The organism is Micromonospora sp. NPDC007220 (genome assembly GCF_040634035.1).
In the GTDB taxonomy this organism is placed as follows: domain Bacteria; phylum Actinomycetota; class Actinomycetes; order Mycobacteriales; family Micromonosporaceae; genus Micromonospora; species Micromonospora reichwaldensis.
This window is the reverse complement of record NZ_JBEYEU010000033.1, coordinates 17789-38909: the sequence shown is the minus strand read 5'-3', so window position 1 is coordinate 38909 and position 21121 is coordinate 17789. Positions and strand designations below refer to the sequence as shown.

Annotated in this window: 19 protein-coding genes and 2 tRNA genes; 14 read left to right on the top strand and 7 right to left on the bottom strand. The window is 71.2% G+C overall.

Going from position 1 to position 21121, the window contains the following annotated elements; translation table 11 throughout:
* Positions 1-105: 105 nt before the first annotated feature.
* Entirely contained in the window at positions 106-1224 is a 1119-nt protein-coding gene (locus tag ABZ573_RS29960) for a globin domain-containing protein (protein ID WP_327029955.1), read from the bottom strand.
* 158 nt (positions 1225-1382) lie between these two features.
* Between ABZ573_RS29960 and ABZ573_RS29955 the strand changes: the two genes are divergently transcribed.
* Entirely contained in the window at positions 1383-2153 is a 771-nt protein-coding gene (locus ABZ573_RS29955; RefSeq protein ID WP_327029954.1) for a CPBP family intramembrane glutamic endopeptidase, read from the top strand.
* A 191-nt stretch (positions 2154-2344) separates the two neighbouring features.
* Here ABZ573_RS29955 and ABZ573_RS29950 read toward each other — a convergent pair whose 3' ends face one another.
* On the bottom strand, positions 2345-3034 hold the full coding sequence (locus ABZ573_RS29950) for a hypothetical protein (protein WP_327029953.1): 690 nt from the start codon (positions 3032-3034) through the stop codon (positions 2345-2347).
* Positions 3035-3104: 70 nt separating this feature from the next.
* Here ABZ573_RS29950 and ABZ573_RS29945 point away from each other — a divergent pair, with 70 nt between their 5' ends.
* The 3 genes from ABZ573_RS29945 to ABZ573_RS29935 all read left to right on the top strand — a co-directional run bounded on the left by ABZ573_RS29945 (position 3105) and on the right by ABZ573_RS29935 (position 4359).
* Positions 3105-3572: a hypothetical protein gene (locus ABZ573_RS29945; RefSeq protein WP_327029952.1), complete on the top strand. Its 468-nt coding sequence runs from the start codon at positions 3105-3107 to the stop codon at positions 3570-3572.
* A 587-nt stretch (positions 3573-4159) separates the two neighbouring features.
* Positions 4160-4250 (top strand) — tRNA-Ser (locus ABZ573_RS29940).
* Positions 4251-4286: 36 nt separating this feature from the next.
* Positions 4287-4359, top strand: a tRNA-Arg gene (locus ABZ573_RS29935).
* 331 nt (positions 4360-4690) lie between these two features.
* Here the strand turns inward: ABZ573_RS29935 and ABZ573_RS29930 are convergent.
* Positions 4691-5944, bottom strand: coding sequence for a S8 family peptidase (locus tag ABZ573_RS29930; RefSeq protein ID WP_327029951.1), 1254 nt, complete (start codon positions 5942-5944; stop codon positions 4691-4693).
* Positions 5945-6505: 561 nt separating this feature from the next.
* Here ABZ573_RS29930 and ABZ573_RS29925 point away from each other — a divergent pair.
* From ABZ573_RS29925 to ABZ573_RS29915, 3 genes are read left to right on the top strand one after another with little or no spacing between them, the layout of a single operon-like run.
* Positions 6506-7744: a YcaO-like family protein gene (locus ABZ573_RS29925; protein WP_327029950.1), complete on the top strand. Its 1239-nt coding sequence runs from the start codon at positions 6506-6508 to the stop codon at positions 7742-7744.
* Positions 7745-7752: 8 nt separating this feature from the next.
* Positions 7753-8100 (top strand): hypothetical protein, encoded by a 348-nt coding sequence (locus ABZ573_RS29920; protein WP_192581332.1) that lies wholly within the window; start codon positions 7753-7755, stop codon positions 8098-8100.
* A gap of 8 nt (positions 8101-8108) precedes the next feature.
* Positions 8109-9350: an MFS transporter gene (locus ABZ573_RS29915; RefSeq protein ID WP_358122354.1), complete on the top strand. Its 1242-nt coding sequence runs from the start codon at positions 8109-8111 to the stop codon at positions 9348-9350.
* A 24-nt stretch (positions 9351-9374) separates the two neighbouring features.
* On the opposite strand, the gene ABZ573_RS29910 is transcribed toward ABZ573_RS29915, so the two are convergent.
* Positions 9375-10631, bottom strand: coding sequence for an MFS transporter (locus tag ABZ573_RS29910; protein ID WP_358122364.1), 1257 nt, complete (start codon positions 10629-10631; stop codon positions 9375-9377).
* 240 nt (positions 10632-10871) lie between these two features.
* Between ABZ573_RS29910 and ABZ573_RS29905 the strand changes: the two genes are divergently transcribed.
* Positions 10872-11045, top strand: coding sequence for a hypothetical protein (locus ABZ573_RS29905; protein ID WP_192581334.1), 174 nt, complete (start codon positions 10872-10874; stop codon positions 11043-11045).
* Positions 11046-11176: 131 nt separating this feature from the next.
* Here the strand turns inward: ABZ573_RS29905 and ABZ573_RS29900 are convergent, their stop codons facing one another.
* Positions 11177-11524 carry a hypothetical protein gene (locus tag ABZ573_RS29900; protein WP_151453793.1) on the bottom strand — a complete coding sequence of 116 codons (348 nt, stop codon included), beginning with the start codon at positions 11522-11524 and terminating at the stop codon, positions 11177-11179.
* Between the two features lie 182 nt (positions 11525-11706).
* On the opposite strand from ABZ573_RS29900, the gene ABZ573_RS29895 reads away from it, so the two are divergent.
* The 4 genes from ABZ573_RS29895 to ABZ573_RS29880 all read left to right on the top strand — a co-directional run bounded on the left by ABZ573_RS29895 (position 11707) and on the right by ABZ573_RS29880 (position 16213).
* Complete coding sequence (locus ABZ573_RS29895; RefSeq protein ID WP_327029946.1) at positions 11707-12282, top strand: NADPH-dependent F420 reductase; 576 nt, start codon at positions 11707-11709, stop codon at positions 12280-12282.
* Positions 12283-12303: 21 nt separating this feature from the next.
* Positions 12304-12672 (top strand): hypothetical protein, encoded by a 369-nt coding sequence (locus ABZ573_RS29890; RefSeq protein ID WP_358122351.1) that lies wholly within the window; start codon positions 12304-12306, stop codon positions 12670-12672.
* Positions 12673-13090: 418 nt separating this feature from the next.
* Positions 13091-14740 carry a cellulose-binding protein gene (locus tag ABZ573_RS29885; RefSeq protein WP_358122349.1) on the top strand — a complete coding sequence of 550 codons (1650 nt, stop codon included), beginning with the start codon at positions 13091-13093 and terminating at the stop codon, positions 14738-14740.
* Between the two features lie 240 nt (positions 14741-14980).
* The gene (locus ABZ573_RS29880; RefSeq protein ID WP_151454813.1) at positions 14981-16213 is read left to right on the top strand and encodes a serine protease; all 1233 of its coding nucleotides are present in this window, start codon (positions 14981-14983) and stop codon (positions 16211-16213) included.
* A 376-nt stretch (positions 16214-16589) separates the two neighbouring features.
* Here ABZ573_RS29880 and ABZ573_RS29875 read toward each other — a convergent pair whose 3' ends face one another.
* On the bottom strand, positions 16590-18458 hold the full coding sequence (locus tag ABZ573_RS29875) for an ABC transporter ATP-binding protein (protein ID WP_358122347.1): 1869 nt from the start codon (positions 18456-18458) through the stop codon (positions 16590-16592).
* Between the two features lie 197 nt (positions 18459-18655).
* Here ABZ573_RS29875 and ABZ573_RS29870 point away from each other — a divergent pair, with 197 nt between their 5' ends.
* Positions 18656-19153, top strand: a complete 498-nt coding sequence (locus tag ABZ573_RS29870) for a pyridoxamine 5'-phosphate oxidase family protein (protein ID WP_192581405.1) — start codon at positions 18656-18658, stop codon at positions 19151-19153.
* Here the strand turns inward: ABZ573_RS29870 and ABZ573_RS29865 are convergent.
* A complete protein-coding gene (locus ABZ573_RS29865) occupies positions 19125-19775 on the bottom strand; it encodes a DUF2306 domain-containing protein (RefSeq protein WP_225852210.1) in 651 nt (216 codons plus the stop codon). The two genes, ABZ573_RS29870 and ABZ573_RS29865, sit on opposite strands and share 29 nt — an antisense overlap.
* 556 nt (positions 19776-20331) lie before the next feature.
* On the opposite strand from ABZ573_RS29865, the gene ABZ573_RS29860 reads away from it, so the two are divergent.
* Entirely contained in the window at positions 20332-21099 is a 768-nt protein-coding gene (locus ABZ573_RS29860) for an RNA pseudouridine synthase (protein ID WP_192581406.1), read from the top strand.
* Positions 21100-21121 lie beyond the last annotated feature (22 nt).

Sequence of the window (21121 nt, the reverse complement as noted above, 5' to 3'; positions counted from 1 at the left end):
GCGGACGTGATCGTGCGGGGCGGTGCCGGTCCGCCCGATTGGGGGACCGGGGCGCGTGCCCCAGGGGGCAGGAGCACGCGCCCCGGTATGGGGGGAGGAACGCTTCTAGAGGTTGCCGAAGGTGTCGTAGCGGGTGTTCTCCGGCGGGACGCCGTCCTCGGCGAGCACCCGGAGGGCGGCCCGGACCATGCGGGCGGAACCGGAGACGTAACAGTCGTGCGCCGTCCACGGGCCGTACCGGCTGACCACGTCGGGGATGTCACCCAGCTCGCCGTCGAAGTCGGGATCCTCGCTGCACGCCGGAGTGACCGACAGCCACGGGTGCGCGGCCACCAACTCCTGGAGCCCGGCCAGGCCGTACAGGTCCGCCGCCGTACGGGCGCCGTAGAAGACGTGCACCCAGCGGGTCCGGTTGTAGCCGGCCAACTCCTCCACCAGCGCCTTGATCGGAGCCAGGCCGACGCCGCCCGCCACGCAGAGGATGTCCCGCTCCGAGGAGCGGTCCAGCGTCATCGACCCCATCGGCGCCGCCACCCGGAGCAGGTCGCCGGGCTTGACCCGGCGGACCAGCGCCCCGGACACCCAGCCGGCGCCCTCCGGCGTACGAACGTGGAACTCCAGCAGGTTGTCGTCGTTCGGGGCGTTCGCCACCGAGTAGGTGCGCCACACCCGGGGAAGGTGGCGGGGCACCTCCACGCTGACGTACTGGCCGGCCCGCCACGGCAGCGGATGCTGCAACGCCCGACAGGTCAGCACCGCCGTGTCCCTGCCGTACCGCTCGTGGGTCAGCACCTCCGCGTGCCAGAACGGCGGGTTGTCGTCGGCCGCCGCCCCGGCCAGCATCTTCTCCGTGATCGCCGCGTACGCGTCCCGCCACGCCTGGTCGTACTCCAGGTTCCAGCCGTCGCCGGCGATGCTGCGCAGCGCGTCCAGCAGCGCGACGCCCATGGTCTCGTAGTGCGCCGCCTCGACGTGGTACTTGCGGTGGTCCCGGCCCAGCGAGCGCAGGTACTCGTCGAAGCTCTCCGGGTCGCCGACCGTCTGGGCGGCGGTGACGATCGCCTCCAGGATCCGGTCGCCCTGCCCGGTCATCTCCACCGGGAAGAGCTTGCGCAGCTCGGGGTCGAGCAGGAAGAGCCGGGCGTAGAAGTGACCGCTCAGCCGCTCCCGGTGCTCCTCGACCAGGGTCCAGCTCTCCTTCAGCAGCCTTGCGAAGTCGTCCACGGGGCGCGCTCCTTCTCCTGACGGCGGATCGGGCATCCATAGAATGTCCACGGAGCGTGCCGACCGGTCGCACAGAATGTGCGACCGGCTCGTGAGGCTCGTTCGGGCGGTGCCGCCGGCCGGTGACGTCGGCCCTCGGCGTCGGGCAGAGTGGTGCGGTGACCGTTGAGCTGCAACGCCCGGCGACCCGCCGGATGCTCGGCACCGAGACGCTGCTCGTGCTCGGCCTCTCGCTCGGCCAGTCCGCCGTCTACGCGACGGTGTCGATCGTGGCGAAGCTGACCGCCGACGGGCCGCTGTCGAAGCAGACCGCCGCGCTCAACACGTCGGTGTCACCCCGGCCGTGGCTGGACCTGACGTACCAGCTGCTCGGGATCGTCTTCGCGCTGCTGCCGGTGCTGCTCGCCGTACACCTGCTGGCGCGGGACCCCGGCGATCCGGCGCGGACGCTCGGCCTGGACGCCCGGCGGCCCGGTCAGGACCTGGCCCGCGGCGCCGGCCTGGCCGCGCTGATCGGCCTGCCCGGCCTGGCGCTGTTCTGGGCGGCGGCCCAGCTCGGCGTCAACGCCACCCTGGTGCCGGCCGCGCTGCCCGACCTCTGGTGGACGGTGCCGGTGCTGATCCTCGCCGCCGTGCAGAACTCGGTGCTGGAGGAGGTGATCGTCGTCGGCTACCTGACGACCCGGCTGCGCCAGCTCCAGTGGCGGGTCGGCGCGATCGTGGCGACGAGCGCCCTGCTGCGCGGCTCGTACCACCTCTACCAGGGCTTCGGCGCCTTCCTCGGCAACGTGGTGATGGGCGTCGTGTTCAGCCTCTTCTACCTGCGCACCCGCCGGGTCATGCCGCTGGTCGTCGCGCACACGCTGCTCGACATCGTCGCCTTCCTCGGCTACGCCCTGCTGCCGAAGGAATGGTTCGACTGGCTCTGACGCCCACCAGCCCCTTCTCCCTCCGCGGCCTCGTCCCCGCCGTTGCCCCCGTCGGCTGCCGCCGTCGGGTGCCGCCCCGGCAGATCTTGGTCGGAAAGCGCCCCTCCGGGGGCCATTTCTCACCAAGATCTACCAGCGGCCCGCGTCCTTCCCCGCCGCGTTCCGCTCGGCCGAGCGCCGGCCGCCGGCGATCAGCGGGGCGTGGGCCGCCGGTAGGCGGTGACCGCGCGGGCGGCGAGCCGCTCGGCCGCCGCCGCGTCCCCGGCCGCGGCCACGAGGACCGCCGCGCCGGGCAGCACCCGGGACGCCACCCGCAGCGCCAGCCAGCCGCCCGCCTGGGCGGCCAACGGCGCCGCCAGCCGCCACGCCGCCTCGGCCGCCCGGGGCCAGCCCGCCTCGTCGGGCTCCTCCGCCGACCGGGCCGCCGCCAGCGCCGCCTGCGCGCTCTCCGCGTCCGGGTGCACGCGGGTCAGCACCAGCAACTCCACCGCCCGGTCCGGATGCGCCGGGTCCCGGCCGTACGCCGCCGCCAGGTGCAGCACCAGGTTGGCCTGCGCCCACAGCACGGCCGCCAGCTCGGCCACCGGCGCGAAGAGCCCCGCCAGCGCGGCGGTCGCCCCGCCCACCCCGGCCTGCCGGACGAACCGCCGGGTCGCGAGCCGCGCCAAGCCGTCCGCTCCCGCATCGGGGTACGCGTCGCGCAGCCGCTGCGCCCAGTCGCGGGCACGCGGCCCGAACGCCTCGACGGCGGCCAGGGCCAGCAACTCCGGCGCGAACGCGGGATGCTCCAGCACCCGCGCGGCGGCCAGCCGAAGGACCGTTTCCGGCGTACGCCCCGGCGGGGTCCCCGCCGCCCCGTCGCCGGCATGCCGCTCGACCACCTGCGGGGGCGCGGCGGTCGGGGCCTCGACGGGGGCCTGGACTGGAGCCTCGGCAGCGACCGTCGCCGGGGTGAGCGTCGCCGGGACGGCCTTCTTCGCGGGCGTCGCCTTCCGGGCAGGCTCGGCCCTCGCGGCCGGTGTGGCCTTCTTCGCGGGTGTCGCCCTCTTCGCGGGCGCGGCCTTCCGGGCGGCTGTGGTCTTCCGAGCGGGTGCGCCCTTCGTTGCCACCGGGGGCGCCGCGCCTTCCGCCGTTCCCGGCTCTGTGGCTTCCGCCGCCGTCGTGGCCGGCTCTGCGGCCTCCTTCGCCGCCGTCTCCGGTACTGCGGCCTCCTTCGCCGCCGTTCCCGGCTCTGCGGCCTCCGCCAGCGTCGTCGCGTCGACCTGGTCTGCCGCCTCCTTTGCTGTGGGCGGTCGCGTTGGCGCGGCCTTCTTCGCGACCGCCCTCTTCCCGGGCGCCTTGCGGGCGGGGGCGGCGTTACCGCCAGAGGTCTGCGTGCCGGAGCCGGGCGGGCCCGCAGCGGTGGCGGACCCCGGCTGATCGCCGGCAGCGGTGGGCACGCCGTCGCCGGTGTGTGCGACGTCACTCCTGCCGGTCTCGTCCGCCTGGCCGAGCCGCTCCCGTAGTGCCTTTTCGGCAGCGCGGCCGGCTTGGCCGGGCTGCTTCCGTGGCGCCTGTTCCGCCGTGTGGTCGGCCTGGTCGGGCTGCTTTTGCGGTGTCTGTTCGGCCGTGCGGTCGGCCTGGCGGGGCAGCGGCGGATCGGCCGAGGGCGGTTGGAAGAGCACCGCAGGGGCCGGCTTCGCCCGCCTGGGGCGCTTCCCGGAATCCTCCGGCCCGGCCGGCTCCGGCGGCGCGGGGGGCGGACTGAAGGTCGCCTTCGGGGAGCGTCGGCGCGCTCCCTCAGCAGGCTCTCGGCGGGTCGGCTCGCGCGGCGGCTGCTCCTGCATATCGATGGAGCGTAGTCCTGATCACGCCCGTGCACAGCAGGGAAAGCCGAGGCCGGGGCGAGTCCGGGCCTGGTTCGGGACAGCCCGTTGCGTGAGCGGAGGGGCGTACCGGGGAAGTCGCTTTGCTCCTGATGGGTGAGGCCCTGTATCCTCGGGCGCGGTGGTCTGCAGGGCCACCAGGGAGACTTCGCCTAGTCTGGTCTATGGCGCCGCACTGCTAATGCGGTTGGGGTCTTAAAGCCCCTCCCGGGTTCGAATCCCGGAGTCTCCGCGCGAAAGCCGGGTGTGTAGACTGGCCAAGCACCGAGCGCCCGTAGCTCAACGGATAGAGCATCTGACTACGGATCAGAAGGTTAGGGGTTCGAGTCCCTTCGGGCGCACTTCACGATCAAGGCCGTGACCAGCGGAAACGCCGGTCACGGCCTTGATCGATTCTGCGGGTTGGGGCGGAGCGTCCCAGGAGTTGGATCTGGTGCTCCCTTGTCGCCGCGCTGTCCGGCGGGGGTCTCGTGCCGATCGGTGTTGGCCAGTGCGTTTGCCTGTCGGCTGGCCTGGATCATGGTCGGGGCGCCGGTGCCTCAGGGGGAACCGATATCCACTGTGGCCCAGCGTTGTGGATCCTGTGTGCCGAGGTGGAGGCCCCGGATGTCAGTCGCGGTCGACCTGGGCTGGCGCAGGGGGGCGAGCGGGGGTCGGAAAGACAGGGCCAGTTCAGAGCGTCGGGGACAGGTGCAGGAGACGGTTGGGCGAGCCGGCCCCCGGGTTGATCACGACCGGGCTGGCGACGCTGAACAGGTAGCTGGCCACCTGGGCCGGTGTCCAGGTCGGGTTGTTGCTGAGCACCCGAGCGGCGACGCCGGCGACGAGCGGTGCGGCGTGTGAGGTGCCGCTGATCGTCTGGGTCGCGGTGGTCGAGTTCCACCAGGCCGACGTGATGCGATCGCCGGGAGCGAAGATGTCCAGGCAGGGACCGAAGTTCGACCAGCTTGCCCGGTTGTCGTTCGTCAACGTCGCGCCCACGGTCAGCGCGGCCGGCACCGACGCGGGTGAGACGGTGCAGGCGCTCACGTTCGAATTGCCGGCCGGAACCGTTACCGTGATGCCGTCGGCGACCGCGTTCGTCACTGCGGTGTTGAGCGCGACGGTGGGGCTGGTCAGCACGCCGATGTTCGCCACAGCCGGCTGCCCGGCGAGGTGGTTGGCGATCATCCAGTTGATCCCGTTGATCAACATTGACAGCGTGCTCGGCAGGGCGCAGTCGAACACCTTGACCGCGACCGGCACAACGTTCTTGGCCGCCCCGTAGGTCGTCCCGCCGACGGTGCCGGCGACGTGGGTGCCGTGCCCGCTGCAGTCGTTGGCCGGGAGCGTGCCGTCGACGGCGTCGTAGCCGTACACCGCCTGGCCGCCGAAGTCGGCATGGCCGATCTGGATCCCGCTGTCCACGATGTACGCCCGGACGCCGGTCCCGACACTGGTGAAGTTGTAGGTGCCACTGAGTCCCAGCGGTGCGTCGATCCGGTCGAGGTTCCACGGCGCGTTCGTCTGGGTGGTGGCCAAGCTGGTCAGGCGGTCCTGCTCCACGACCGCTACCGCCGGGTCGGCGGCCAGCCGGCGGGCCACCAGCTCGGAGGTCCGCACGGAGAAGCCGTTCAGCGCGTCGCGCCAGACCTGGTCCGGGCGGAAGCCGTACCGGTCGGCGAGGCGGGACACGCCAGCCTGCCGATCGCCGACCGTGCCGCCGCTGTCCTTGAGGGTGACCACATAGCTGCCGGGCACGGCGGTGGCGTTGCCGGTGCCGAGGATCTCGCCGGTCGTCGTCCCGGACGGCGCCTCGGTGGCGGGTGCCGCAGTGGCCGGTCCGGCAGCCACGGTCAGGAGCAGGACCGTGGTGGCGAGCGTGGCCATGGCGGCCGTTCCGGCTCGACGCTCGCGGGCGAAGATCGTGTCGCGGTGGAGCCTCATCTCCCAGCCTCCCTTTGTTCCGGCCATTCCGGCGGGCGTACGACGCGCCGATTGAATGGTCCGAATGGTTTGCTGGATCGTACAGTCGATTTACGGCCGCATTCCATCGTGGAATCCATGAATCCAATTGATGGAAGTCTTTTTCGGCGGGGAGTGAGAAGAGTCCTGGCTCGATGTATCAGGGCTGCTTCCGGGGCCTCGGCTGCTGCTGCCTGCGAGGCCGCAGGCGGCCTCGTCCTGGGCGCGGCCACGCCAGAAGCGACGCGCGAGGACTGACGGCTGCACAGCCATCCGTACAGCCAAGCGGCCGACATACGTGGGTGATGGGCGACGGCCACCGACGAGCCGAGCAGGTCAGGGGTTAGGGGTTCGAGTTCCTTCGGGCGCCCAGGCTCACGAGGGGCCGAGCTGCGGAAACGCGGCTCGGGCCCCTTCCCTGTCCCGGCGGCGACCTCAGAACGCGGTACGTCCGCGTAACCCCCGATTCCGCTGCCAGCCGTTGACATCGAAGCATTTCGTTGACACAGTCCGGGCCGATGGATGGTCCCGGGGGAGGCTGCGGTGTCGTTCCGATCCGTGCCCGCCGAGTGCGCCCTCGCGACGGCCTCAGCGGAGATCGCCCGGCTCGGCCTCACGGCGCGGGCGGCGGTCCTCGGCCCGGCCGCGTCGCCGATCATGCTCGTCACGCTGTTCCGGGACGGAGCACAGGTCGCCATCGGTGTGGGAAAGGGAGCTGGTCCCCAGGGCGAGGCGAGCGCGTACTTCGAGGCCCTGGAGCGCTATCTCATGTCGGCCCGGGACAACCGCCGATGGACCGCGGACGCCACCAGGCTGGTGCCGGCGAGCGTCGTGGCCGGGCAGTCCGCCCTGGAGCCCGACCTGGTCGTGCAGCGGTGGGCGGCGGAGTTTCCGGACTCCGTCGCGGCGTGTGCCTCCTACGGCGGGGTCCGTTATCCCACGTTCCTCACCGATCCGCGCTACTACCGGTGGCCGGTGGCGGGTGACGACGTCCGGCCGTACCGCAGTCTGCTGCGGTACTCGTCCAGCCTGGGCACCGCCGCAGGCGTCGACCTGGCAGAGGCCGTCTACCACGGCCTCTGCGAGCTGATCGAACACGACGGGCTCGGTCAGGCGCTTCTGCGCTGGTACGTCGCCGGAGTCCCGGACGTCGACCTCGTACCCGTCGGCGAACTGCCGGACGGATTGCGTTCGCTGCACGCGGATGCCGTACGGGCGGCCGGCGCACCCGTACACCTGCTCGACATCACGACGGACCTGGACGTGCCGGTGTACGTGGCGGTCAGCCCGGCGGCCAGCGGCGGGCCGACCCGGCTCGGGGCCGGCGCGTCGCTCTGGGCCTCCGACGCCGCGTCGCGTGCCCTCGGCGAGCTGATCCAGGTCTGTGCGCTCTCCGCATCCACCGCCGACTCGCCCGCGGTCCAGCGTCTGGCGGCCTGGCCGGCACTGCAACGGTGTGCCCTGATGCCACTCGACGAGCTGCTCTCCGGCCCCGTGCGGGCGGCGCCGCTACGCGCGGACATGGCCGGCGACGGCAGCCCGGGTTGGGGGCTGGAGCACGTCGGGCGGGCTCTGGCCCGACACGGCATCGGCTACCACGTGTGCGAGGTCGCGCCAGTCGGCTCACCGATCGCGGTGGCCACCACGATCGCCCCAGGGCTGGAGCGCTTCAGCCTGGTGCGGCACGGGGTGCCCGTCATCCCGACCGGGCGGGGGTGGCACCTGTGGCCGTCGCCGGATAGGGCGACGGTCACCCGACCAGATCCAGTTCGAACGAGATGAGGGACAACATGTCTGCTGGCGGCTCCTGCTTCCGCACCGGTGACGAGGACGGTGAGCTGATGGCTCGTCATTCTTCCCCGGGCGGCGGCACTCTGTGCTTCCACCCCGCCGACGAGAACGGTGAGCTGAAGGCTCGTCAGTCTCCCCCGGGCGGCACCCTGTGCTTCCACCCCGCTGACAAGGGCGACGAGCCGGTGGCCCGTAACGTCTGGCCCGGCGGTGGTGGCGGCGCCGCGTGCTTCCACCCGGGCGACGGGGACGGTGCGCCGACGGCTCGCCTCGCCGACGATCTGGCGGCGGACCTGCACCTCGCGCTGACCGGCATCGACGATCGGCAACTCGCCCTGCTGGGCTGACGCAGGCCGTGACACAGCGCACCGAGGCAGCCGGCGTCGAAGGACGCCGGCTGTTCCACCGTGACTTCTCCTTCTGGTACGTCGCCCGATCGATCTCGGTCGCCGGGACCGCTGCCAGCGCCGTCGCCCTGCCGCTGCTGGTCTACCGTACGAGCGCCTCCCCGACGCTGACGGCGGCGGTGGTCGGCCTCGAAGCCCTGCCGTACCTGTTGTTCGGGCTCTTCGCCGGCGCCGCCGCGGACCGCCTGCCGCGCAAGCGCATGATGATCACCGCCGACGTGTGCTGCGCTCTCCTGCTCGCCACCGTGCCGGTCGCCGCGCTGTTCGATGCGCTGCCCTCCTGGTACCTGCTCATCGTGGCGTTCGGCGTGGGCTGCGCCTTCTGCTGGTTCGACGCGGCAGCCTGGGGCACCTTCGTACGCATCGTCGGCAAGCCAGCGCTCACCCGGGCGAACAGCCTCATCTGGTCCACCGAGATCGTGCTGGAGATCGCCGCACCCGCCGCCGCCGGACTCCTGGCCGCGATCGCCGACCCCACCCTGGTGCTGGCCGTCGACGCCGCCACCTATCTGGTGTCCGCCGCGCTGCTCGCCCAGATCCGGACCGGGTTGGAATCGGGGCCGACGGTGGCCCGCAGGCTGAGGGCCGAGATCGCCGAAGGAGTGCAACACCTCTGGCGAACGCCGGTCCTGCGTACGCTGACCGCCGCGGGCTTCGGCCTCAACGTCGCCGCCGGCGGCGTGCTGGGTCTGCTCGTCGTCCACGCCGACCAGGCTCTCGGCCTGCGCCCGGAGGACCAGCGCCTCGGCCTGCTCTACGCCGCCGCCGCGGTCGGCTCGCTGATCGCCGCCGTCCTTCTGCCCCGAGCCAGCCGGTGGGCCGGCCAGGGAACGGTGTCCATCGTGGGGCTCGTCATCTTCGTCGCGGCCCTCATCGGCCTGGCCGGCACCTCGGCGTTCACCCTGGCGCTGGCCGGATGGGCGATCTGGGCCGTGGCGCGCCTGACCGTGAACGCGAACGGCATCACCGTGCGCCAACTGCTCACCCCCGATGCGTTGCGGGGCCGCGTCAACACCACCGGGCGCATGCTGGCCTGGGGCGGCACTCCGTTCGGCGCCCTGATCGGCGGGCTGGCCGGGGACACCTACGGGGTCCGGGTCGCGTACCTGATGCTGGCTGTGCCCGTCGTGCTCAGCCTCGCCCTGGTCGTCGCCTCACCGGTGCGTGGCCTGCGCATCGCGGTCGACTAGCCCGGTACCCCGCGCGTCCACCGGTCACCGCGTGGCCAGCCTCGTCAGGACGCCCACGAGCGTGACCAGGGCGATGACCTGCGTGATGGCCACCGCAGTCGTCAGACTTGCCGGCGAGAATTCGTACAGGAACCCGGCTGCGGCACCACCGGCCAGCGCCCCCGCGCCCTGCACTGCGGCGAACACCCCGTACGCGGTCGCTCTGCGTTCCCGTGGCACGAGATCGGCGACCAGCGCCTTGACGGTGGAGTCCTGCACACCCACGGCGGCACCCCACAGCAGGACCCCGGCCGCTGCCAGCGGCAGCCCACCGCCGAACAGCAGGGCGGGCACGGCGGCGATCAGCGCCGGGAGCGCGATCAGCACCCGTGGGCCGATCCGGTCGTAGAGAGCGCCGGTGAGGAGGGCGGCAATCGCGCCGGCGGCCATCGCCGCCGCGTACATCAGCGGCACCGTCGCGGTCGCGACGACGCCCGCGCGGACGAGGTGGAAGCCGATCAGCCCGAAGGTCACCAGGCCGGCTGTGCACAGCGCCATCGCCGCCGCGAACCAGTGGAACATCGCCGGCAACGGCGTCCGCCGCGCCGCCCGGGTGGCGGGCGGATCGGATGACGCCGAGGGGGTGCCGTCGGCCGGTGCGTTGCTCGCGGCCGGCACGTCGGTACGCGCCCGAACGGCGAGCAGCAACAGCATCGCGACGATGCCTGGCAGGGCAAGGACGGCCAGCGCCGGCCAGAGGGTCCCCGCGGCCATCGCGACGACCGCGGCGACGAGCAGCGGGCCGGCGAAAGCGCCGACCTGGTCGAGTGCCTTGTGGACGCCCAGCCCTCGACCCAACCCGACGCGGCTGGCGGCGTCGGCCAACAGCGCCGACTTGGCCGGACTGCGGACCGCCTTGCCCAACCGTTCGGCGAGGATCAACACGGCGGCGACGGCCAGGCCAGCGCCGCCCAACAGCGGTGTGAAGGCGAGCAGCGGTACGCAGACCGCGGTCAGGCCGTACCCGAAAAGTGTCAACGACCAGTACCGGCGGGTCCGGTCCGCAAGCGGCCCGGACACCAGCCGCAGCAGCAGTGCCGCCGCCTCACCGGCGCCGGTGACCAGCCCGACGACGACAGCGGACGCGCCCAGTGAGGCCAGCAGCGGCCCGTACACCGAGCGGGCGCCTTCGTACACCATGTCGGCGGCCAGGCTCACCACGCCGAACCCGACGACGACCCGCCACGCCGACCCGTCGCCTGCGGCCACACCTGTCCGGGACCGCAGTGGGCTGCGGATCAGCGTCCGCTTGCCTGCGGCGCCACCAGCGACATCCACTCCAGCCGCGTCATCCCCACGATCCACGTCCGAACGCACGTCGGCATTATCCGCAGCGGCTGGCGGCAGGAAGCAGGGCAGGTCTCGGGTGGCCGCCCCGGAGCCTCTCGTCGTAGGCCGTCGTTGGCCGGTGCGGCCCTGTGCCGCGTACGCCCGATGAGCGGTCGACGGGCGGTGACGGCCGTCGCGACCGATACTTGGTCGATGACCAACCCTGATCTCGACCCGGAGCTGTATCCACCGCTCGATCCTCGGGAGCCCGTGCCCGACGACGCGGCGCAACTACTTCCCGATACGCCCGACGAGCTGCCGGAAGCACCCGCCGAACCGCTTCCGGACGACGGTGACCAGTCCGGCGGGGTCCGCGAACCGGCCTGATCGGCCGCGCGGGCCGGAGGCCACCGGGACGCGGGAGAAGTGCCCGTCCACCGCTTCGGCCTGATGCCGCTCCGAACGACGGACGCGGATCGGCGACGGTGACGGTGGCGCGTGGCGAGCCGCGTACGGCACTACATCCAGATGTACTCCTCAGCAATGGCCCCGTCCCGCCACTTTGCCACCGTCACCATCCGGCCGCCGTCTTCGAACTCGCCCACCACGCAGGTCCACTCCCCCGATCCGAAACCGATGGGGTGCGACTTGATCTGCGGTGGCTCGCCACCGTTCTGCTGGGTGAACGCCACCATCGCGTCGATGTGCTCCTGGACGCCCCGGGTCTGCGGTTGTCCTTTCATGTCCACCAGCACGTCGTCAGTGTGATGGTGGGCGAAAACGCCGTTCCAGTCCGCCGAATTCCAACCCTTGAAGTCGAGATCGTCCATCCCCTTCAGGTTGCGGGTGACTTGGTCGTCGGTCATGACACGACCCCCCTCCAGCGAGTGGCGATAACGTCTTCAGGCGAGGCTACAGCGATCCACGGAAAGCGTCGTCGGATCGCCAATTCGCCGCGTCACGTGCGAGGGCCGTGGGAGGATGGCGGCGCGATGCGCTGCGGGCGCAGCTTCTTTCTGAATCACCGACCATTTGTTGAGGAAGCTTCATGGCGCACATCTCGATCATCGGTGCCGGCAACATGGGACAGGCCATCACCGCCGCTCTCACCAGGGACGACAACGTGGTCGATCTGCTCGGCAAGGAGGATGCCGACAAGCCGGTCGACGGCGACATCGTCGTGCTCGCGGTGCCCTACCCAGCCGTGGATCAGGTGCTGGCCCAGCGCCCCGGCCAATTCGACAACAAGATCGTTGTCGACATCACCAACCCGCTGAACTTCGAAACCTTCGACTCCCTGACCGTCCCTGCCGACTCCTCGGCGGCCGAGGAGATCGCCGCCAAGCTGCCGAACTCCCGGCTGCTCAAGGCATTCAACACCACGTTCGCCGGCACCCTCGCCGAGGGAACCGTCGGCCCGCTGACCACCACGGTTCTGATCGCCGGTGACGACGCAGACGCCAAGGCGACCCTCGCTGGCGTGGTCACCGCCAGTGGCCTGAAGGCGATCGACGCCGGCTCGCTCAAGCGCGCTCGGGAGATGGAGGCTCTCGGCTTCCTGCAGATAGGCCTGGCGTCAAATGAGAAGGTCTCCTGGTCCGGCGGATTCGGTATCGTCGACTGACCCACAATTTCGCCGACGCCAATGTTCGTCTGTCCTTCGCGGACATTTGGCTGCTCGGTGTCTGTTCGTCCGACGAGCGATCCCTACCCCGTCGCGTCCGCCGAGGCGTCCCTGGCCGCGCTGCGTTTCGACACCGCGATCCTCGGCTGTTGCGGCCTGACCGCCGACGGGCTGACCGCCTACGACCTCGCCGACGCCGCCATGAAACGGGCGATCATCGCCTCGGCCCATCGCGTCATCGTGGTCGCCGACCCCGCCAAGTTCGCACGTACGGCCCTGGCGTTCGTGGCGCCCATATCCGCGATCAGCATGGTCGTCACCACCGACGACGTGGCCGAGGACGACGCGAACGCACTCGTTGCCGCCGGCACGATCGTCCACCGGGCGTGACCGTCATGCCCGACGTCATCCTGTTCGATCTGTTCGGCGTCATCGCCTGCCACCGCCGCCGAACGCCTCGGCCTGCACACGCACCAGTTCACCGAGCCTGCCGCGACGGCCCAGGCGATCAGCCGGGCGCAACCAGGGTGGCCGAGGTCCGACGCCAGGCTCTAGCAGGCCAGACGATGCTGGGCTGGTGCGCGGTTCGATCCACGTTCTTGATGTAGGGGCCGCCAGCGTCCGGCGTTGCCGTATGCAACAAACCTGCACGTCTCCGCACTTGCCTCGCGGGCAAGCGCTTTCCTAGCCTGTGTTTCATCGATGTTTCGATCCCTGGCCGGGCTGAGGGTACGGACACGAAGCCGCATGCGGTGTCGGGCTGTGCAGGCAGTGCCCCGCACCGTGCTCACTCCTGAGGAGTCCAACAGTGCGAACCACAGTGCGACACAAGCTTCTTGCCGGCGGCACCGCCGTGGCTGCCGCAGCCGCGCTCGCCGCGGCGCTGCCGATGACCCAGGCGTCGGGTGCGACTGGCGGCCCCAGTCCCGCATCGGTCGGCGCCAACGCGACCAACCTCAGCCTCGGAGCCGGCTCCGACGGCTCCAGCAAGGCCAGCGGCACCAGCTACGGCAACGTGCTCGACGGCAGCATGAGCACCTACTGGTCACCTGCCGGCTCGACCGGCCGCGTCTCGATCAAGTGGGGCACCGCCACCACGGTGGCCTCGATCAACATCCGGGAGGCGGCCGGCGCCGTCGGGGTCATCGGCTCCTGGCGGGTCGTCAACAACGACACCGGCGCCACCCTGGCCAGCGGCAACGGGGCCGGGGTCATCAACTTCGCCGCCACGTCGCTGCGCAAGATCAATTTTGAGATCACCGGTGCGACCGGTACGCCGAGGATCGCCGAGTTCGAGACGTACGCCTCGGGCGGGACCACACCCCCGCCGACCACGCCGCCGCCGACCACACCCCCGCCGACCACCCCGCCGCCGTCGAGCGGCACGCTGTACGTGGCACCGACCGGCACCGACAGCGCGTCCGGCACGGAGGCGAACCCGACGACGCTCACCTCCGCGATCACCCGGATCGCCGCCGGCGGCACGATCTACCTGCGCGGCGGCACCTACCGCTACTCGCAGACCATCACCATCGGCCAGGGCAACAACGGCACGTCGAGCGCGCGCAAGAACATCTTCGCCTACCCGGGCGAGACCCCGATCCTGAACTTCTCGGCCCAGAGTGAGGACCCGGCGAACCGTGGCCTCGCGTTGGGCGGATCGTACTGGCACATCCGCGGCATCGTCGTCGAGCGGGCCGGGGACAACGGCATCCTGCTCGCCGGAAACAACAACATCATCGAGCGTACGGTGACCCGCCACAACCGGGACTCGGGGCTCCAGCTCTCGCGGCTGGTGGCCAACGCGCCCCGCGACCAGTGGCCGTCCAACAACCTCGTGGTCAGCACCGTGTCGCACGACAACGTCGACTCCGACGGTGAGGACGCCGACGGTTTCGCCCCGAAGCTCACCGTCGGCCCCGGCAACGTCTTCCGCTACACCGTGGCCCACAACAACATCGACGACGGCTACGACCTCTACACGAAGAGCGACACCGGGGCCATCGGCGCGGTGACCATCGAGTCCTCTCTCGCCTACAACAACGGCACCCTGAGCAACGGTGGCCAGGCCGGGGCCGGCGACCGCAACGGCTACAAGCTCGGTGGCGAGGACATCGGGGTGAACCACATCGTCCGGGGCAACATCGCCTACGACAACGGCAAGCACGGTTTCACCTACAACCGCAATCTGGGCAGCATGCAGGTGTCGAACAACGCCAGCATCGGCAACACCGAGCGCAACTTCACCTTCGACGGCGGCTCCTCGGTGTTCCGGAACAACACCTCGTGCGACAGCGGCTCGAACGACAAGATCGTCGGCAACTCCGACAGCTCGAACCAGTTCTGGTCCGGCAGCAACGGATCCCGGTGCGCCCAGTACTCCGGCGCCCTGGGCTGGTCCTTCGCGTCCGACGGTCGCCTCGTGGTGACCTTCGGCGGCAGGGTCGTCACGCCGTAACGAACGGTACGACGCCGGCGTCACCGCAGCGGTGACGCCGGCGTTCCGTCCGGTGCGGTCCGGCCGTGGCCGGGCTCGACCGGGGGAGTGTGTCGTGCGGGTGGTCCCCGCCAGGAACCCGTCGGCGCGACCGACGACACCGTGCCGGTAGGTAGGCATCGATATGTTTACATGTCTCCATCAATTCGTGTATGAAGGCTGCAAGCACGTCTGGGTGCTGGTTCCTCGGGAGGAGCGACGATGAAACATGCCATGCGCCGCCTACGAACGGCGGCGGTCGCGCTGGGCGCCTGCACACTCGGGCTGAGTCTGATGTCGGCACCCGCCGCCGAGGCGTACTCGGTGCAACCTCTCGCGCCGCAATCCGAACGGGCACCCGAATCGGAGCAGTTCTCGGCCGAGGGCGTCACCACGGTCGGTGAACTCCGCACCGTCGCCGGCACGCTCTCCTCCGCCGGCGACGGCCGGACGCAGGTCATCCGGCACCCCGGCGCGTCGTACGTCAAGGTGCACTTCAGCGCGCTGCGGCTGGCCCACGGCGACTACGTCACCGTGGCGAGCCCCGACGGCCGGGAGAGCTACCGGTACGACCGCTACCTGAACCGGGCGACCGGCGCGGACTACACCACCGATGGACAGCCGGGCTTCTGGGCGATGTCGGTGGAGGGCGACACCGCGGTGGTGACGATGCACAGCAGCCGCGCCTCCCGTGGCAACGTCGCGACCATCGACCGGTTCTGGCGCGGCTACGACCGCGCGGAGATCGCGCAGCACAACTTCTCCACGCAGTCCGTGTGCAGCACCGACGCCCGCCGCGACGTGGTCTGCTACCAGAACAGCCACCCCACCGAGTACGCCCGCGGCAGGGCGGTGGCGCGGCTGCTGATCAGCGGCGGCGGTATGTGCACCACCTGGCGGGTCGGCAACACCAACCGCATGCTGACCAACAAGCACTGCTTCTCGACGCAGGCCGCCGTCACCGGCAGCGAGATGCAGTTCAACTACCAGTGCGCCACCTGCGGCGGCTCGAACCCCGGCGCCGGCACCAAGGTGAGCGGGGCGACCCTCTACAAGGTGAGCAGCGGCGGCTCCAGCGAACTGGACTACGCCCTGTACTCGGTGAACAACTTCACCAGCATCCAGAGCTTCGGCACGCTGTACCTGGCGACGACCGCCACCACCACCGGCACGCGGATGTACATCCCGGGGCACGGCGACGGCAGCCCGAAGCGACTGTCGATCTTCGAGGACACCCAGAACGGTGCGAACTGCACCGTCAAGAACGCGAACTACAACGCCTCGAACATCAGCTACAGCTGCGACACCTCCGGCGGCAACTCGGGCTCGCCGGTGCTGAACGCCAGCCACCGGGTGATCGCCCTGCACCACCTCGGCGGCTGCCCGTCGAACCAGGGCGCGAAGGCGCACCTGATCTACAACCAGATCGCCAGCCTGATCGACAACAACGGCTGACGACGACTGACGGCGGGCCGTCGGGGCGCGACACGCACCCCGGCGGCCCGTCCGCGCGCTCGCTCATCGCCCCCGGCACGCGCCGCGCTCGCGCCCGGACCTCAGGGGTGCCACGGTGTGTGACCATGGGTGACGACACTGGCGCGCGCTGCCTATCCTCGCGGCCATGGGAGCTGTCAAGCCGTGGCACGTGTTCGTCCTGACGATCTGCTGCCTCCTGCCGGCCGTGGCGGCGATCGTCGGCGGGATCCTGGCGACCCGCCGGTCGCGCGACCGGCGTTGAGCGGCCCGACGCGGTGCGGCGGCCTCAGCCCCCGCCCGGTGACGGCACACCCAGACCCGGGCGGGGGCCGGTCGCGCGACCACGGGCGACACGTCAGGCCGGCACCGGTTGATCGAACTGGGTGCGGTACAGCTCGGCGTACCGGCCGCCCCGGGCCAGCAGGTCGGGGTGCCGGCCGCGTTCCACGATCCGGCCCTGTTCGAGCACCAGGATCTGGTCGGCGGAGCGGATCGTGGAGAGCCGGTGCGCGATGACCACGCTGGTCCGCCCGGTCAACGCCTCACCCAGCGCCGCCTGCACCGCCGCCTCGGACGTCGAGTCGAGGTGTGCGGTGGCCTCGTCGAGGATCACCACACGCGGGCGGGAGAGCAGCAGCCGGGCGATGGTGAGCCGCTGACGTTCGCCGCCGGAGAGGCGGTATCCCCGCTCGCCCACGACCGTCTCCAGGCCGTCCGGCAGCGAGCGGATCAGGTCGGCCAGCCGCGCGCGACGCAGCACGTCCCACAGGTCGTCCTCGTTGGCGTCCGGTCGGGCGTAGAGCAGGTTGGCGCGGATCGTGTCGTGCAGCAGGTGGCCGTCCTGGGTGACCACCCCGAGGGCGTCTCTTACCGAGTCGCCGGTCAGGTCGCGGACGTCGCGCCCGGCGAGCCGGACGGCGCCGTCCTCCACGTCGTACAGGCGCGGCAGCAGTTGCGCGATGGTGGACTTGCCCGCGCCCGACGAGCCGACCAGGGCGACCATCTGTCCGGGCTCGGCGCGGAACGAGATCCCGTGCAGCACCTCCTCGCCGCCGCGGGTGTCGAGCTTCGCCACGTCCTCGAGCGAGGCCAGGGAGACCTTGTCGGCCGACGGGTACCCGAAGCGGACGTCGTCGACCTCCACCGCCACCGGTCCGTCGGGCAGCGGCCGGGCGTCCGGCTTGTCCTCGATCATCGGCTTGAGGTCCAGGATCTCGAAGACCCGCTCGAAGCTGACCAGCGCGCTCATGATCTCCACCCGCGCGCTGGCGAGCGAGGTCAGCGGCGCGTACAGGCGCGACAGCAGCAGGGCGAGCGCGACGACCGCGCCGGCGTCGAGCTGCCCGCCGATGGCGTACACGCCGCCCAGGCCGTACACCAGGGCCAGCGCGAGGGAACCGACCACCGTGAGGGCCGTGATGAAGACGGTCTGCAACATGGCGGTACGCACGCCGATGTCGCGCACGCGCCGGGCGCGGGCGGCGAACTCGGCGGACTCCTCCGCCGGCCGCCCGTAGAGCTTCACCAGGGTGGCGCCGGGCGCCGAGAACTTCTCGGTCATCCGGGTGCTCATCGCCGCGTTCAGGTCGGCCGCCTCCCGTTCGAGCCGGGCGAGCTTCCGGCCCATCCGCCGCGCGGGCAGCACGAAGATCGGCAGCAGCACCAGCGCCAGCAGGGTGATCTGCCAGGAGAAGGTCAGCATCACCGCGAGCGTCAGCAGCAGCGTCACGGCGTTGCCGACCACGCCCGAGAGCGTGTCGCTGAACGCCTGCTGCGCCCCGATCACGTCGTTGTTGAGGCGCGAGACCAGGGCGCCGGTGCGGGTCCGGGTGAAGAACGCGACGGGCATCCGCTGCACGTGGTCGAAGACGGCGGTCCGCAGGTCGAGGATCAGGCCCTCGCCGATCCGCGCCGACTGGTAGCGGGTGAGGAGCCCCAGCCCGGCCTCGGCGAGCGCGATCAGGGCGATCGCCACGGCCAGCCGCACCACCGTCGCCGTATCGGTGCCGGAGACGATTGCGTCGACCACCCGCCCGGCCAGCACCGGCGCGGCGACGGTCAGCACCGCGGCCACGACGCTGCCCGCCAGGAACCACGCGAGCAGGCGGCGGTGCGGGCGGGCGAAGCCGCCGATCCGCCTCAGGGTCGCCTTGGAGAAGGGCCGCTGGTCACGCTGATGCATCGCGTGGTGCAGGGACATCCACGCGGTGACTTCCATGCTCATGCCGCGAACCTAGGACCTGCAGCGCGGTTGAGGTCAAGCGAATTCGTCCCCTGTGGAATGCGGGAGCGCGGGACGGTCGGAGGGGCGCGTCCCTCCGACACTCCGCGGCGGCGGTGTCCGTCCGCTCGCGGACGCCGCCACACTGAGATACTCTCCGTGCTGCTTCAGTCACGATGTCGTCGTTCGAAGGGGAACCCATGGTGAACCGTGAGCCGGTCGCGGAACCGTCCTTTGCCAGCGAAGGCTCCAAGCCGATGCCCTGGTCGCAGGCGCGTGAGCGGCTGACGGAGGCGGGAGAGTTCTTCCTGTGCACGGTCCGGCCGGACGGCCGGCCGCACGCCGTGCCGCTGCTGGCCATGTGGCTCGACCAGAGCATGTACTTCTGCTCCAGCGAGACCGCCCACAAGGTCGACAACCTGGCCACCAACCCGCACTGCGTCCTCACCGTCGCCAGTCCGGAGCTGGACCTCTCGATCGAGGGCACGGCGTCCCGGGTCAGCGACTCGGCGACGCTCAAGCGCGTCGCCGAGGCGTACGGGGAGAAGTACGGCTGGGAGGTGACTCCGGTCGACGGTGGGATCGACGGCGACGGGATCGGTCCATCGCCGTACCTCGTGTACGAGGTGACCCCGGCCAAGGTCATCGGCATGGACAAGGGTTCCGGCTTCAGCGCGACCCGGTGGCGGTTCGACTGAGCACGCCGGCCGGGGGTGTCAGCTGAGCGCCGAGGCGTGCCGGGCGGGGGGTGCGGTGCAGCCACCAGTAGGCGATGGCGAGGTTCACCAGCACGCTGAGCCACCCGCCCGCCTCGGCGGCGACGACCGGGTTCATGGACAGCCCGGTCAGCGCGCTGAACAGGAAGATCACCCGTCCCCACATGGTCTGCAGGGCGAAGGCGAAGCTGTAGACCATCCACTTCCGGTGCTCGGCGTAGCGGCGCTGACGGGCCGCGCGGAATCCGAGCACCGTCGTGGCGATCCATCCCACGGAGGCCAGCGCGCTGCCGAGCAGCCCGTTCGGCGCCGCGGCGAACGGCATGAGGACGAGCGCGAGCAGCGCGGACGGGATGGCGCCGGCGAAGACGTACAGCCGCCCGCTGAGCCGGTGCACCCTCGGGTACCGCAGGCGCAGCCACGGCCAGGCCTGGAGGCACAACGTCACCAGCGCGATGGTGCCGAAGAGGATGTGCACCACCAGGACGGCGTAGTGCGACGCGAAGCCGTCGTTCAGCACCACCCGTGACTGGCTCGGGTCGAGACCGAGGTACGGCGGCAGGACGAACAGCAGGAAGGCCCCGTTCAGCGCGACCAGTGGCACGATCCACGGTCGTCTCCACCACCGTTCGGACGATCCTCCGGCACCCGCCCCTCTCGCCGGCGGTCGAGACTCTTCGGCCTGCCGCGTCGGGCTGCCGGCCTCCTCCACGTACTGGGTCACGGTTGGATTCCTCCCAGGTCCGGACCGCGCTTTCCGCGCGGGTCTGCCTCGACCCCCATGTGCCGTTTTCACGGTAGAGTCCGACAACCCGTCATATTTCTTTCAAAATGCTGGCCTCGCCATTGGTCCGCTCCGTGCGGCGACGTACGGAGATGGTGTGGTCGACCCGGATTTGGTGATCCCACGGTGCGCCGGCACGCGGCTCGTGGCCGGTCACCCGCACGGGCCGAGGGCCGGCGCGACGGTCCCGGGGCGCGGGCGCGATGCCCCAGGGCGCGACGCCGCTCGACGTCGGGGCGGGCGGTCGCCGGGTTGGTATCCTTCGCCGTGCCGGCCCACCTGGCCCGGCTCGACCCCGCTCCGCGCGTCACCGATGTCCCGGGGCCGGCCGTCGGCGACACCGAGCAGCTCAGCACAGTCGAGAGCCGAGGCGATGATGACCACCTTCAGTTGGTCGGAACTTCGGCGCGATCCCATCCACGAGGACGACCACCTGCTCGTGCTCGACAAGCCGCCGGGCATCTCCGTGATGGGCGAGCGGCACGCCGAGTCCCTGACCGACCTGGCCGCCGCCGCCGGGGAGCCGGTGCACTGGGTGCACCGCATCGACAAGGTCACCTCGGGGCTGCTGCTGCTGGCCAGGACGCCGTCGGCGCACGCCTCGCTGACCCGGCAGTTCGCCAGCCGGGGCGCCGACAAGCGCTATCTGGCCTGGGTCGAGGGGGCGCGGCTGCCCGAGACCGGCACCATCGACCTGCCGCTGCGGCCGGGCCGCAAGGGCACCATCCGGATCGCGGGCGAGCGCGATGCCATCCGCTACGACGCCGACCGCCGCCGCTTCGCGCTGCCGGAGTCGGCCGTCGACCGGTCCAAGCCCTCCTACGAGTCCCGTACCGACTTCGCCACGGCGCTGGTGAGCGGCGACCGTACGCTGCTGGTGCTCAAGCCGGTCACCGGCCGGCGTCACCAGATCCGCGTCCACCTGGCGTGGCTCGGCTTCCCGATCGTCGGCGACCCGCTGTTCCACCGCGGGCAGGCGGACCAGCGGACGTACCTGCACTCGTGGGGCTGCGAGATCACCTGCGACTGGCGGGACGAGCCGCGTACCCGGTTCTGGGCCCCGCCGGGCGAGGAGTTCCTCGACGTCTTCGCCGACGGCCGGAAGCCCCGGCTCGACGACGCCCTCGACGCGCTGACCGCCTGACCGTCCGACCCCCGCCACCGGC